The 14,290-nt window shown below is 60.6% G+C and carries 7 protein-coding genes and 1 pseudogene; 4 read left to right on the top strand and 4 right to left on the bottom strand.

Annotation, left to right across the window (positions count from 1 at the left end; translation table 11 throughout):
• Positions 1 to 5: 5 nt before the first annotated feature.
• The 3 genes and pseudogenes from B3797_RS05965 to pepD form a co-directional block, all read right to left on the bottom strand.
• Positions 6 to 1,007: pseudogene (locus tag B3797_RS05965) on the bottom strand (ABC transporter permease).
• Positions 1,004 to 2,509, bottom strand: a complete 1,506-nt coding sequence (locus B3797_RS05960; protein ID WP_311790625.1) for a sugar ABC transporter ATP-binding protein — start codon at positions 2,507 to 2,509, stop codon at positions 1,004 to 1,006. Before B3797_RS05960 ends, B3797_RS05965 begins: the two are co-directional and overlap by 4 nt.
• A gap of 259 nt (positions 2,510 to 2,768) precedes the next feature.
• On the bottom strand, positions 2,769 to 4,226 hold the full coding sequence (pepD, locus tag B3797_RS05955) for a beta-Ala-His dipeptidase (protein ID WP_311782166.1): 1,458 nt from the start codon (positions 4,224 to 4,226) through the stop codon (positions 2,769 to 2,771).
• Positions 4,227 to 4,480: 254 nt separating this feature from the next.
• Here pepD and gpt point away from each other — a divergent pair, with 254 nt between their 5' ends.
• From gpt to B3797_RS05935, 4 genes are all read left to right on the top strand, one after another.
• Entirely contained in the window at positions 4,481 to 4,942 is a 462-nt protein-coding gene (gene gpt / locus B3797_RS05950) for a xanthine phosphoribosyltransferase (RefSeq protein ID WP_258576248.1), read from the top strand.
• 172 nt (positions 4,943 to 5,114) lie between these two features.
• Entirely contained in the window at positions 5,115 to 6,362 is a 1,248-nt protein-coding gene (gene frsA, locus B3797_RS05945; RefSeq protein WP_311790624.1) for an esterase FrsA, read from the top strand.
• 58 nt (positions 6,363 to 6,420) lie between these two features.
• Complete coding sequence (crl, locus tag B3797_RS05940; protein ID WP_120451196.1) at positions 6,421 to 6,822, top strand: sigma factor-binding protein Crl; 402 nt, start codon at positions 6,421 to 6,423, stop codon at positions 6,820 to 6,822.
• Between the two features lie 467 nt (positions 6,823 to 7,289).
• On the top strand, positions 7,290 to 13,268 hold the full coding sequence (locus B3797_RS05935; protein WP_311790623.1) for an autotransporter outer membrane beta-barrel domain-containing protein: 5,979 nt from the start codon (positions 7,290 to 7,292) through the stop codon (positions 13,266 to 13,268).
• A 118-nt stretch (positions 13,269 to 13,386) separates the two neighbouring features.
• Here the strand turns inward: B3797_RS05935 and B3797_RS05930 are convergent.
• Positions 13,387 to 14,290 (bottom strand): porin (locus B3797_RS05930; protein ID WP_311790622.1); only part of this gene is annotated, 904 nt, incomplete at its 5' end.

Here is a 14,290-nt window from a genome sequence, read left to right as displayed (position 1 = left end):
CAGCGTTAGCGGCGCTGAACGTAGGTCATCGCCAGTGCCAGAGCCAGCACCAGTCCTTTAATAATGTCCATGGCGTACTAGGGAACGGAGAGCATCACCAGCCCGTTTTGCAGCACGCCGAGCAGCACTGCGCCCACCAGCGTGCCCAGCGCGTTAGGCTTGCCGGAACCAGCCAGCGACAGGCCGATCCAGGCGGCCGCTACGGCGTCCATCAGGTATCCGCCGCCCGCGTTGACCTGCGATGAGCCGATGCGCGACGCCAGCAGAATGCCGCCCAGTCCCGCCAGCAGCGAGGCGATAACGTAGGCCAGCACGCGGTAGCGCGTGGTGCGGATACCGGAAAGGCGCGCCGCCTCCGGATTGCCGCCCAGCGCATACATGCGGCGGCCATGAGTGGTCAGCGAGAGCGCCAGCTGCGCCACTACCGTCACCACCAGCATAACAATTACGATCACCGGCACCTGACCGAGCAGGCCGAAGCCCGCCGGGATGGTGCCTTCCGCCATATCGCCGTTCGGCATTACCATGTTTTCCGTGATGGAGCCGCCGAAGCTGTAGGTCATCGCCACGCCCTGGATAATAAACAGCGTGGCGAGGGTCGCCAGCATATCGGGAATGCGCAGAATGACGATCAGGAAGGCGTTGAACAGGCCGATGAGCGTACAGAGCGCCAGGGTGATCGCTATCGCCTCGGCGGTGTTCAGGCCGTACCAGACAAAGAGCGAGATCACCAGCGCGTTGGCCAGCGAGGCGGTAGAACCGACCGACAGGTCAAAGCCGCCGACGGTAAGCGACACCGAGACGCCTACGGCGATCACCGTGACAATGGCGATAGCGCGCAGGATATTGATGATGTTATTCGGTTCCAGAAAGCTGTCAGAGGCGAGGCCAAAGCCGGCAATCAGGAGAGCGACCGTGATCAGCATGCCCCACTTATAGAGGAAATCGAACAGTCGATGGCGCAGCGGCGTTGACGCCGCGGTCAGGGAAATATCTTTGCTGCTCACGCAGGGGTTCCTCCAGTGGAATAAAGCAGAAGCGTCTCTTCGGTGGCCGCTCGCGCATCCAGCTCGGCCACGATGCGCCCGTCCCAGAGCACGCAAATTCGATCGCAAAGACCAACCAGTTCAGAAAACTCGCCGGAGGCGTAGATAACGCCTTTGCCTTCCTGCGCCAGCCCGCTGATGAGCCGGAACAGTTCGGTTTTTGCCTTAATGTCGACCCCTTTGGTCGGCTCATCGAAGATCAGCACCTCAGCGTGGCTGCGCAGCCACTTGCCGATGGCGATCTTTTGCTGATTGCCGCCGGAGAGACGGCGCAGCGACTGCGCCGGGCCGGTGGTGCGCACGTTCAGACGCTGGATAATCTCTTCCGCCCAGCGCCACGCGTGACGGTGGCCGAACAGCCCCCAGCGCGAAAAGCTGCTGTCGGCGCTGACGCTGAGATTCATCGACACCGGCTCGTCGATAAAAATTCCTTCCTTGCGCCGCTCTTCCGGCACCAGCGCCATGCGCTGGCGCACCGAATCGTGCGGCGAACGCGGCCGCCAGGGTTTGCCGTGTATCTCGCCGCGCGTCACGCGGCTTTTGCTGGCGCCGAACAGCGCCTTGCACAGCTCGGTTTTACCCGCACCCGCCAGCCCGGCGATGCCGAGGATTTCGCCTTTGTGCAGCCGCAGCGAAATATCCTGCAGCAGCCGATCGTCGTGCAGCCCTTCTACCGCCAGCAGCAGCGGCTGGGGGCGAGCGGGGCGACGCGGGGGATAGATATCGGTCAGCTCATGGCCGAGCATCTTTTCGACGATCTGCTCGCCGCTGAGCGCCGCCATCGGGCCGCTCTCGATCAGGCGGCCGTCGCGCAGCACCGTCAGCCGGTCACAGATCGCTTTCAGCTCGTGGATGCGGTGCGAGATAAACACCACGCCGATGCCGCTGCTTTGCAGACGGCGCACCACGGCGAAGAGCCGTTCGCTCTCGTGCCGATCGAGCGGGGCGGTGGGTTCGTCGAGAATAAGAAAACGACAGTGGTGCGACAGCGCGCGCGCCAGCAAAATTTGCTGCTTCTCCGCCAGGGTGCAGCGTTCCACCAGGCGATTCACGTCGAGGTTTACTTCCAGCTGCGCCAGCAGGGCGCGCGCCTGGCGGCGGATGGCGCGCCAGCGGAAGCCGTGTCCCGGCTCCGCCAGCCGATCCAGCAGAATGTTCTCTGCCACGCTGAGCTGGGGCACCAGCGCGACGTCAACCTCCTGCTGCACCAGATGAATGCCGAGCTGTTTTGCGTCGCGCGGGCTGCGTATCGAGACCGGGACGCCGTCAAGCCAGATTTCACCGCTGTAGTGGCTGTGCGCGCCTGACAGCACCGCCATCAGCGTTGACTTGCCCGCGCCGTTGGCGCCGGTCAGGGCGTGTACCGAGCGGCCGTCCGCGACAAAATTCACCTGCGTCAACGCAGCGAATCCGCCGAATGCGATCGAGATATTACGCATCTCAAGGCGGTTTAACGCACTCATCAGCTGAAGCTCCCCTGTCACTGGCTGGCCGCAATTTTTTCCTGAAGTTTCAGGCGCGGCAACAGCCGAAAGCGCATAAGCTAGCACGAAAACTTATTAGCCATCCAGACATCTGGATAGTTTGGCGGCTAAAGCTGGTGCGCCAGGCAACGCTGGTTTTTTACAGTGGGGAATGAAAATAACGCGGTGTTTTATGCTGGTCTGACGCGCAGATATAAAAAAACCAGGCCGGAGCCTGGTTTGTTACGCGGTCGTGCGCTTACTTTTCTGGAATCGCATTCAGCAAGGTCGTGAGCAGTTTCCAGTAAAGGCCGACGCTCTCAATATGCACCTGTTCGTCCGGCGAGTGCGGACCGGTGATGGTGGGGCCGATAGAGACCATATCCATGTTCGGATAAGGCTTCTTGAACAGGCCGCACTCAAGACCGGCGTGGATCACCTGAATATTCGGCGTTTTGTCGAACAGCGCGATATAGGTCTGACGGGTCAGCGCCATAATCGGTGAGTTTGCGTCAGGCTGCCAGCCCGGATAACCGCCTTTCGGCTTAGTCTGCGCGCCAGCCAGCTGGCCGAGCGAGGTCAGCATCTGCACCACGTAGTCGCGGCCGGTATCGATCAGCGAACGGATCAGGCAGTTAATCTCCGCCTTGTCGTGATCCATCGTGACGACGCCGACGTTAAGCGAGGTTTCCACCACGCCTTTCGCCACGTCCGAGTTGCGGATAACGCCGTTCGGCGTGCTGTTCAGCAGGTTAAGGAAGCGGTCGCGGCTCTCCGCGCTCAGCGCGTCGCCCTGATGCGCCAGCGGCTCGGTGACGACGTTGATATTCTTCTCTTTGACGCCGTGTTCGTTTTGCAGCGCCAACAGGAAGTGCGCCGCTGCCGCTTTCAGCGCGTCGGCTTTGTGGCTCTCTACTGCCAGCGTGGCGAAGGCCTCGCGCGGAATGGCGTTGCGCAACGTGCCGCCGGTAAAGTCAATCAGACGCAGGTCTAGCTCGGCAGCGTGCGCGGCGAGGAAGCGCGCCAGCAGCTTGTTGGCGTTGCCGAGACCCATATGGATATCCGCGCCGGAGTGGCCGCCGCGCAGCCCTTTCAGGGTCAGCTTCAGCGTCTGGAAATCAGCGGGCACCGCTTCGCGCGTCAGCGGCAGCGTGGTGATAAAGTCGATGCCGCCCGCGCAGCCCATATAGATCTCACCTTCCTCTTCCGAGTCGGTGTTGATCAGAATCTCAGCCTGAAGCCAGTTCGGCTGCAGACCGAAAGCGCCGTCCATGCCGGTCTCTTCGGTCATGGTGAGCAGTACTTCCAGCGGGCCGTGAGTCAGGCTGCTGTCGGCCAGCACCGCCAGCGCGGAGGCCATGCCGATGCCGTTATCGGCGCCCAGCGTAGTGCCGCGCGCCTTCACCCATTCGCCGTCGATATAGGGCTGAATCGGATCTTTGGTGAAGTCATGCGCGGTGTCGTTGTTTTTCTGCGGCACCATATCGAGGTGCGCCTGCAGCGCTACCGGCGTGCGGTTTTCCATGCCGGCGGTAGCGGGTTTGCGGATCAGGATATTGCCGACCGCGTCGCGTTCGACCCAGAAACCCTGCTCTTTTGCCCAGCCGACAATATAGGTGGCCAGCGCTTCTTCATGAAAAGAGGGGTGCGGAATGGAGCAGATTTTGGCGAAGATATCCCACAGCGGTTGGGGAGAAAGCTGAGACAATTCAGACACGACAGGTCTCCTGTGTCAGTGCGCCGGCCAGGCCGGTGTGCGCGAGTTTCCAGTGAATGGTCGCCGTCAGCGGATCTGACGTGATGAGGCTGAGAATATCACTGTTATTGCCGGGTGCGTACTCAGGCGCGCTAAAAACCCGCAACCGGTGGTTCGGATGCTGGTTTTTAGCGCTGAGGATCCTTATAATCTCGCGCAACCTTTTTCCCGTTGCACATTATTTAAGCCGATTAAGTTGGCTGGGATCGCTATTCATGAGTGAAAAATACGTCGTTACCTGGGACATGCTGCAGATTCATGCCCGCAAACTGGCTCAGCGCCTGCTTCCTGTTGAACAGTGGAAAGGCATTATTGCAGTCAGCCGCGGTGGCCTGGTGCCTGCTTCGCTGCTGGCGCGCGAGCTGGGCATCCGCTATGTCGATACCGTCTGCATCTCCAGCTACGACCACGACCATCAGCGCGAGATGAAAGTCCTCAAGCGCGCAGAAGGCGACGGCGAAGGCTTTATCGTTATTGACGATCTGGTCGATACCGGCGGCACCGCGCAGGCGATCCGTGAGATGTACCCTAAAGCGCACTTCGTCACTATCTTCGCTAAACCGGCAGGCCGTCCGCTGGTAGACGATTACGTGGTTGATATCCCTCAGAATACCTGGATTGAGCAGCCGTGGGACATGGGCGTGATGTACATTCCGCCTATCGTTAAAGGCGCCTGATCCGCCACTTCTGACAACGCCCGGCTTGCCGGGCGTTGTGCTTTTTGTCGTAAGCTGGCTAAACGCCACGCTACCTGCCGCCGCGCTCGGGCTTTGCGCTCTTTTGCGCCTCGCGCTGTTCCTGACCCTACAGTACACTTAGCCTCTGCCAGGGTCGTCAGGAGAACCGAGTATGTCGAGCAAAAACCTCAGCGAAGAGCTGTTCAAGCCGCACTACAACTATCCCGAAACCTCATCGCTGGTGCATCGTCAGCATCATGCCGCCGTAGACGTCGAAGCGACGCTGGACGGCAGCAGCCAACACGGCTGGTATCGCATGCTCAATAAGCTGATGTGGACATGGCGCGGCGTGCCGCCGCAGGAGATCAGCGAAGTGCTGGCGCGTATCGCCATCAGCGACCAGCGCCATACCGACGACGCGCTGCTCGATACCGTGATCGGCTTTCGCAGCGGCAACTGGGCGTTTGAGTGGTCGAAGCAGGCGGGCCTCTGGCAGCAGCGCGCTCAGGAAGAGGGCGACGACAGCCGCGCCGGGGAACACTGGCTGCGCGCCTCGCACCTTTTTAGCCTGGCTGCCTATCCCTATATCAAAGGAGATGAGCTGGCGGATCAGGCGCAGACGCTGGCGAATCGCGCCTATGAAGAGGCGACGCGCCGTCTGCCCGGCGAGCTTAAAGCGCTCAGCTTCAATATCGAAGGCGGCAGTCCGATCACCGGCTTTCTTCATATGCCGCCCAACGCGTCGGCGCCTTATCCTGTCGTGCTGCTGTGCGGCGGCCTCGATTCGCTGCAAAGCGACCACTACCGGCTGTTTCATGACTACCTGGCGCCGCGCGGCATCGCCATGCTGACGCTGGATATGCCCTCGGTGGGCTTCTCCATAAAGTGGCGGCTCAGCCAGGACACCAGCTTTCTGCATCAGCAGGTGCTGCGCGAACTGGCGAACGTGCCCTGGATCGATCACCAGCGCGTGGCGGCGTTCGGCTATCGCTTCGGCGCCAACGTCGCGGTGCGTCTGGCCTATCTGGAGGCGCCGCGCCTGCGCGCCGTAGCAACGCTGGGCCCGATGGTGCACAGCCTGCTGACCAGCGCGCAGCAGCAGGACGCTATTCCGGATATGTATATGGATATGCTCGCCAGCCGCCTCGGCATGGCCTTTACCAGCGACAGCGCGCTGCGCACCGAGCTTAATCGCTACTCGCTCAAAGTGCAGGGGCTGCTGGGACGCCGCACGCCGACGCCGATGCTCGCAGGCTACTGGCCGGGCGATCCTTTCGGCCCGGAAGAGGATGCGCGGCTGATCGCCAACTCCTCCGCCGATGGCAAACTGCTGCCGATTGCCGCCAGACCGGCGCTGGCGAATTTTGAGCGCGCCCTGAATCAGGTTTGCGACTGGCTGGCAAAGCGGTTACAACAGTAGCTGGCAAATTCACTGCGGTTTGCTTTAATACTAACGGTCAAACTTATGGAGAATTAGCATGACGTTACCGAGTGGTCACCCCCGTAGTCGCCTGCTTAAGCGCTTCACCGAGCTGGGACCGTATATCCGCGAAGGGAAATGTGAAGAAACGCGGTTCTTTTTCGACTGCCTGGCCGCCTGCGTCAATGTCAAACCCGCGCCGGAAAGCCGAGAGTTCTGGGGCTGGTGGATGGAGCTGGAAGCGCAACAGGACCATTTTACCTACGTCTATCATATCGGCCTGTTCGATAAAGATGGCGACTGGTCTGTCGCAAATATCAAGGGGAAAGAGAATAATCAGAAGGTGGAAGAGACGCTGCGTAACTTCCACACCCGTCTGAAAGCGATGCTGCAGGAGCTGAATCTGGGGCTGACGCCTGCCAGCGGCTTCGACGAACAGCCGGTCAAACTCAGCGCCTGACGCTGCTGAACCTTAAACGGCAGGCATAGCCCGATTTTTTGGCTATGCCTGTTCTGCATTATTCTGAACTTCCGCTACGTTTATATTTCTTCGTCGCTCTGCAATATCCTGGCTAACTACTCCTTTTTATATTTCAGACGTCTCCGCATTAAAAACATTCTCTCTGCTTATTTGATTATGGTTATTAACTAACTCCGCTTTATAAAACCTTTGTAATCAACGTGGCCACTTAAAATAATCGGTCCAGATAAAACAGAGTGCGGCACAGCATAATTCTTATTCTCATTTTATTGAGGCCGATCGCACTGACGCTTTGTAGACGTTTTCCTGACGAAATGGTGTGATAACAGCCAGCGCGATTGCCTTTGTCGCGGCTTTTCTCCGTTTGTTCTCGCTATAAAAACAATGCCAACCCGGACGCCTAAAAGTCTGGGTGGTCCTGCGCTGTCTCTCTGGAGGAAAACGTTTTGTTTAAATTAAATCCCATATTATTAAGCCTGGCCGCTGCGCCCGGGCTGTTTTTCCCCGTTACTTTTAGTCACGCCGCCACGTTAAAACCTTTTTCACCCTTATTAAATGACAATAAAGCAGGCGTATTTTGCGTCTGTAATGGAACGACGCAAACCCTGAGCGGTATTCAACGCTTTCAGCCGGGCGAGGATGGCGGCGGCCGTATTACCATCGGCGAATTATTAAGTAGCGGCAGAATTATTTCCGATGACAATGTTATTGGCGCGGATCGGCTGACGTTCGGCGCGCAAAATTATGTGATTAGCGTGCCTGACGTCAACGGCAGCGGAAATAATCAGTTGCAGGTCTTTAATACGGCGAATATCAGCGCGCTCGCCTCGGTGACGCCCGCCAGCGAGCTGCCCAACTACTACAACGTCAACGGACAGCAATATATCAATACCCGCGTGGCGCAGGTGAGCAACGGCGTCATCAATGTCGATATCGGCGTCGACGGTGCGGCGACCACCGCCGCCACCAACGGCTGGAGCATGGCAGCGAAACAGAGTCAGTTGTTTACCGCCAGCGGCAGCGGCGCGATGAACTGGCAGTCTGACAACCGCATCGCCTTTACCGGCTCGGCAACGGAATATACCTACAATCTGGCGTACTGGGTCGATAACGTCGCCCAGTACAGCGGCCCTTTCAACGTGACCACGCTGGACGGCAACAGCCGTGAGTTCAACGTCACCAGCCTGAGCGATCTGCAGCGGTACAACGACTGGCTGATTGAGCAGCTGCAGAGCGGCAACCTCAGCGCTGGCAGCTACAATGCCGAATTCAACAAAGCGCTCTCTCTCTACAGCGCGCCCATCGCCTACGTGATCGACGCCGATGAGTACAACGACGAGGTAACGCAGCCGGTAGGCGAGCGCGTAGTGCTGAGCGCGGACGGCCCCGGCGCCAGTGTCTCGGTGCAGAAGGGGGCGACGCTGGAAGTGGTGGACTCGGACGGCGGCGCGGTGCGCGCTACCAACGGCGCAAAAGCGACGATTGATGGCAAGCTGGCGGCCAGCGGATCGGCGGCCCATGAGAACACGGCGCTGCGCCTCTCCGGCAGCCGCGGCGTCAACAATGGTGTTATCAACGGCGGCTTCTTTAACAACCCCGACGGCAGCGGCGTGGATCCTGCAACGCTGGGCTACAGCGGCACCACGGTGCTGGCCACCGACGGCAGCCGCTTTATCAACAACGGCGTGCTGAATTACGCCATCACGCAAGAGGGCGACGCCAGCAGCGCGCTGCGGCTAAGCGATGCGCTGGGGATCAACAACGGCAATATGAATATCGGCGTGGTGGACGCCACCGGCAGCCGCAGCAGCGCTGGCGTGGTGCTCAATACCGACAACGCCAGCTTTATCAACGGTGCGGGCGGCGTTATCTACGTTGGCCGCACGCCGCAGAATGATAAAGGCGATGCCACCGAAGATGTGGCGATTAACCAGAGCGGCGGCGTCAGCGCCATTTCTCAGTCGCTTAACTCGACGGTCATTAACGACGGACGCATCGTGCTCGGCAGCAAAGTGCAGAACGGCGTAGCGATGCGCGTCGAGGATGGCCCTGAAGCAGTTGCGCTTAACAACGGCACTATTGATATCAACGGCCGGGCGCAGTTCAGACCGGCAGAAAACGTCGGCCTGCTGGCGATCAATGCCGGCAGCGGCGGGCTGGTGGGCAACACCGGCACCATCAACCTCAACGGCGACGGCGGCACCGGCATCAAGGTCATCGCCAGCGACGGCGAGCGCGCCAGCGCCTTTTCCAGCGGCGCGATTAACGTCACCGGCCGCGCCGATACCCTGAACGGCAGCTTCAACACGGCGGTATGGGTCAACGGACAGGGCAGCGGCGTTGCCTCCGCCACCCTGAGCGGGCCGATCGCCCTGCAGGGCAGCGGCGCCATCGGCATTCGTGCCGAGGGCAGGTCGACGGTGGATCTTACCGCCGACGCGGTGCCGCAGCTGGGCGGCAGCGGGCAATATCAGATGGGCTTTCTGGCCATAGGGCCAGAAGCCAGGATCGCCCTGCCGAAAGCGGGCAACTATGCCACCGGTTCCGACGACTGGTATGCCACTATCTTTCGCTATCAGGACGGCGCGGACTTTGACGGCGCAGGCCTGACTATCGCGCCGGGCGCGGCCTTCTCGACCGGCATTGAGGCCGTTGGCGAAGGCTCGGTAGTCAACACCCACGGCGCGACATTTAACATCGGCAACACCTCGACCGGTCTGCGCATTGAGGGCGGCGCGCAGGCCACTATCGATGCGGCGACGCAGCTTAACCTGAACGTGGGCGGCGCGACGGCGGCGGTGGTAGACGGCAATTACTACAACCTGACGCGCTACATCACCAACAGCTTCGATCAGCCCTTCGCTTCCACCCTCGTCAACCATGCGGCCATCAATGGGCAGGGCAATCAGCAGATTGGTCTGATCGCTCAGTATCGCGGGGCGCTGACCAATACCGGCGATATTAACCTGCGCGGCGACCAGAGCTACGGCATCCAGGCACTCATCAGCGGCCAGGCGGTTAACAGCGGCAATATCAGCGTCAGCGACGGTGCTGTAGCGCTCTTTGCGTCAGGTTACTCGTTTGACTCCCCTGGCGGCGGCACCGCTATTACCAGCAGCGGTACGCTGAACGTGACGGCAGGCAGCGCGGACGGTTTTTTCCCTACCACCGGCCTGTATGCCTCGGGTGACGCGGCGCGTATTGAGCAGAACGGTACGGTTAATCTCTACGGCGGCAACGCGCTGGCGGGCGAGGCGCTCAACGGCGGCACACTCGTGCTTGGTCAGCAGACCAACGTCGTGTTTCACGATCCCAACCAGACCGCCTGGCGGGTGGTGGAGGGCGGCGGCATTATCTATGCCTACGGCAGCAACCAGGATGTCTCTACCGAGGGTTCAACGCTCTACCAGCTGGGCGACGGCGCCATTCTTTCGCTGCAGCGCCTTGGGGAGATCACGCTGAGCGGCGCCAATACCACCGGGGTGAAGATGTCCGGCTCCGCCACCCTGTATGACAATGAGACCTATTTTGTTAACGGTAAGGGTGCGGTAGCGCTGCGCGCCTCAAACGGCGCCTACGGAGATTTAGGCGATGTGTGGCTGAACGGCGAAAACAGCATCGGCGCCATCAGCGAGAATGGCGACGGCGTGGTGTTCAGCAACGGCAACATCATCGGCAGCGGCAAAAACGCCACCGCGTTGCAGGCAAGCAACGGCGCAACGGTCATGAACAACGGCACTATTCTGCTTTCCGGCGAAAACAATACCGGCGTGCGGCTGTTGAACGGCGGCCGCGCCATCAACAACGTCTGGATCAGTGTGGCATCCGGCGTAGGCATTGACGTCAGCCAGGGAGCAGGCATTTATCAGCCTTATAACGGGACGGTGCAGGTGGACGGCGGCATCGCTGGCGCGCGCGTCGGGGAAAACGCCACGCTGGATATTCAGGGGGATCAGTTTTTCCGCAGCGGTATCTGGGCCCGCGGCGGCGCGGATACGGTCTTGCTGGATCGCGGCGCGGCCGGTTTACAGGCAAGCGAAATTACCCTGAGCGCCGAGGGCGGCGGCAGCGCCATCAATAACCGCGCCGAAACCGCGAATATTGCGCTGAATAATGCCTATATCATCGCCATCAATGGTGCAGGCATACGCTCCGCCACCTCCTTCGACTATGGCGGCAAAGCCTATCTTTCCATTCTTGAAGGGGCGACAGGCTATCTGTTTCAGAATGAGGATGGTTCGACTACCACTCACGATCTGGTGGTGCCGCCAGGCTATCAGATTATCGTCAACGGCAGCGGCGACGGCATTCACGCCAACACCACCGGCCGGGTCTTCTCCGATGGCTTTATCGCCATCGCCAGTGAGGAGGGCGGCTCGGCCATTGTCACCCGCACCGCCAGCGAAGTGATCAACCGCGGCTCCATTATCTCCTACAGCCGCGTGGCACCGGTTATCGATCTGCGCGGCGGCCAGTCGTTGTTTATCAACCAGGGCGATATCAGCGCGGTCGATCCCGATACCCCTATCGTGGCGGGCGGCGCGACCAGCGACAGGCTCGCTTTTATCGGCGGCAGCGTGGTTGGCGATGTCGATACCGGCAACGGCAGCGATACCCTTGCCGTTACCGGCGGCACCCTCAACGGCAGCCTGACCATGGGCAGCGGCGAGAATAATCAGGCGCTGATAGAGAACGTTAGCCTGGCGAATACCCGCCATATCACCACTGCGGGCGGCGTGGGCAGTACGCTCAGCTTCAGCAACATCGACGCCAGCGGCGGCTCGTTCAGCCGCGACGATCTCAGCAAAGGGGTTAACCTCGGCGCGGGCTGGAGCACGCTCAACTTCTATAAAACGCAGTGGACGCTGACCGACAACCTTAAACTGGCACACAGCACGATTAATATCGATCGCGACTCCACGCTGTTTGCCGGAAATAACGTTAATCCGCTGCTGGCGGGCGCGACCAATGACTCGCTGGTGGTAAACAACGCCGGTACGCTCGATCTGAGCAGCGGCGGCTCGGCCAGTAACCTGCTTACGATTGACGGCACGCTGGCGTCGCTCGGCGGCACGCTTAAGCTCGCGACCCGGCTTAACGGCGCAGGCGGTCAGAGCGACGCGCTGCGGGTAAACGGCAACGTCACCAGCACCACGCTGATTGAGGATCGGCTGAGCGCCAGCAGCGCCGTAGCGCAGAGCGACGCTAACGGCGACGGCGTTATCGACAGCAGCGAAGGGATCTCGCTGGCGCAGGTCTCTGGCAGCGCCAGCGATGACAGCTTCGCGCTGAAAAGGGGCTACCTCGTCGCCGGTCCCTGGCAGTACGGGCTCTACGCTTTTGCGCCTGACAGCAGCGGCCAGGGCTGGGATTACCGGCTCGCCAGCCGCTACGTGTGCGAGGATGGCTCGCTTTGTCAGCCGCAGGCGGGGCGCGCGACATCGCCGGCGGTGCGTCCGGCGTTAGCGCCGCAGGTGCCCTCATACCTCTCCGCGCCGGTGGGCCTCGCCTGGTACACCCAGGCGATCACCGACGATCTGCATAAGCGTCTCGGCGAGCTGCGCGACGGTGAACGCAGCGGCGCGGGCGGCGAACTCTTCCTGCGCTATCTCGGTTCGAACCTGACCTATATGAGCAATCGCGACGTTAGCGACTACGGCTTTGACGCCGATATCGACTACAGCGCGGTGCAGCTCGGCGGCAACCTGCTGCAGCTGGACGGGGAGAGCGACAGCCTGCGCGGCGGCGTGGCCTATACGCGCGGCAATACGCGCATTCGTCCGCACGCGGCCGACGGCTTTAGCTCCACGACCTTCGACAGCGACAGCGTCTCGTTCTACGGCACCTGGCAGCGCGACAGCGGGTTCTATCTCGACGGCTCGCTGAGCTGGAGCTGGCACCGCGGCGATACCGATATCGCGCGGCAAAAAGAGGTCGGGAAAGTGAAGGGCGACGGCTGGAGCGCCTCGCTGGAGTCGGGCTATCCCTTTATCTTCGCCAACGGCGTACGTCTGGAGCCGCAGGCGCAGCTGACCTGGATGCGTCTGAAGTTCGATGACACTCGCGATAAGGATGGCGTTGACGTGGCGTTTGACGACAACGACCAGACTATCGGCCGTCTTGGCGCGCGGCTGGATCGCACCTGGCAGGACGATGCGCAGCGCGAATATACGCCTTATCTGCGCGCCAGCTATACGCGCGGCTGGGGCGGCGGGTCGAAGGTAAAAGTCGGCTCGGCGGAGAGCGCTATCAGCCAGGACTTTAACAGCGGTAAGTTCGGTCAGACGTGGGATGTCGGCATCGGGGGCACGACCCGCTTTCGCAGCGACGTTTCGCTCTATGCCGAGGCGGATTACCGCAAAGAGATTGACGGCAACGGCGTGAAGGGCTGGCGCTACAATGCCGGGGTACGCTGGTCGTTCTGATCGCCGCGACTCAAGCGACAAAAAGAAAGGGCCGCTGATGAGGCGGCCCTTATTTACAGACACATTGAGGGGAAAGCACTGTCGCCGTCGCGCGTCGCTTCGCGGCGGCGTCAGAGGGTTAGAACTGGTAAGTCATGCCTACAGCAACCACGTCGTCGTTGTTCAGGCTCAGACGGTTGTCGTCGTCCAGCTGGTTGATTTTGTAATCCACGAACGCTGACATGTTTTTGTTGAAGTAGTAGGTGGCGCCCACGTCGATATATTTCACCAGATCCGCATCGCCGATACCGTTTTCGATATCTTTGCCTTTGGTCTGAACGTAGCCCAGTGACGGACGCAGGCCGAAATCAAACTGATACTGCGCCACCAGCTCGATGTTCTGCGCTTTGTTCGCTGCGCCTACGGCCCGCTGGCCCGTTACGCGGTCGATGCCGTTGAACGGGGTCATATTGCGGGTTTCGGTGTAGATCGCCGCCAGGTAGACGCTGTTGGCGTCATACTTCACGCCAGCGCCCCAGGAGTCCGCGCGGTCGCCATGTCCGTAAGCGTTCGTCTGCTGCAGGTTGGTGCGGTCGGACGAGGTAATCGCCGACATCAGGCTGATGCCGGTATCGCCAATGGTGTAGCCCAGTGACGCGCCGTAGCCGTCGCCGTTCTGACGGCTGGTTTCAGTACGTGCGTTGCCGCCGTTGGCGTCATTGCGGCCCTGGTACTGCAGCGCAAAGCGCAGGCCATCAACCAGACCGAAGAAATTGTTGTTGCGATAGGTGGCTACGCCGGTAGCGCGCTGCGTCATAAAGTTGTCAGCACGCGCCGTACCGTCGCCGCCGAATTCCGGGAATACGTCGGTCCAGGCTTCTACGTCATAAAGTACGCCGTAGTTGCGACCGTAGTCGAACGAGCCATACTGGCCGAATTTCAGACCGGCAAAGCCCAGACGGGTTTTGTTGCCGTTGTTATAATCGGTGCCGCCTTCAGAGTTGTTGAGGCTGTACTGGTACTCCCACTGGCCGTAACCGGTC

The sequence above is a fragment of the Pantoea sp. UBA5923 genome, assembly GCF_002431095.1.
GTDB lineage: Bacteria > Pseudomonadota > Gammaproteobacteria > Enterobacterales > Enterobacteriaceae > Pantoea > Pantoea piersonii.
The sequence above is the reverse complement of the archived record's forward strand: the minus strand, read 5'-3'. Positions and strand labels throughout refer to the sequence as shown.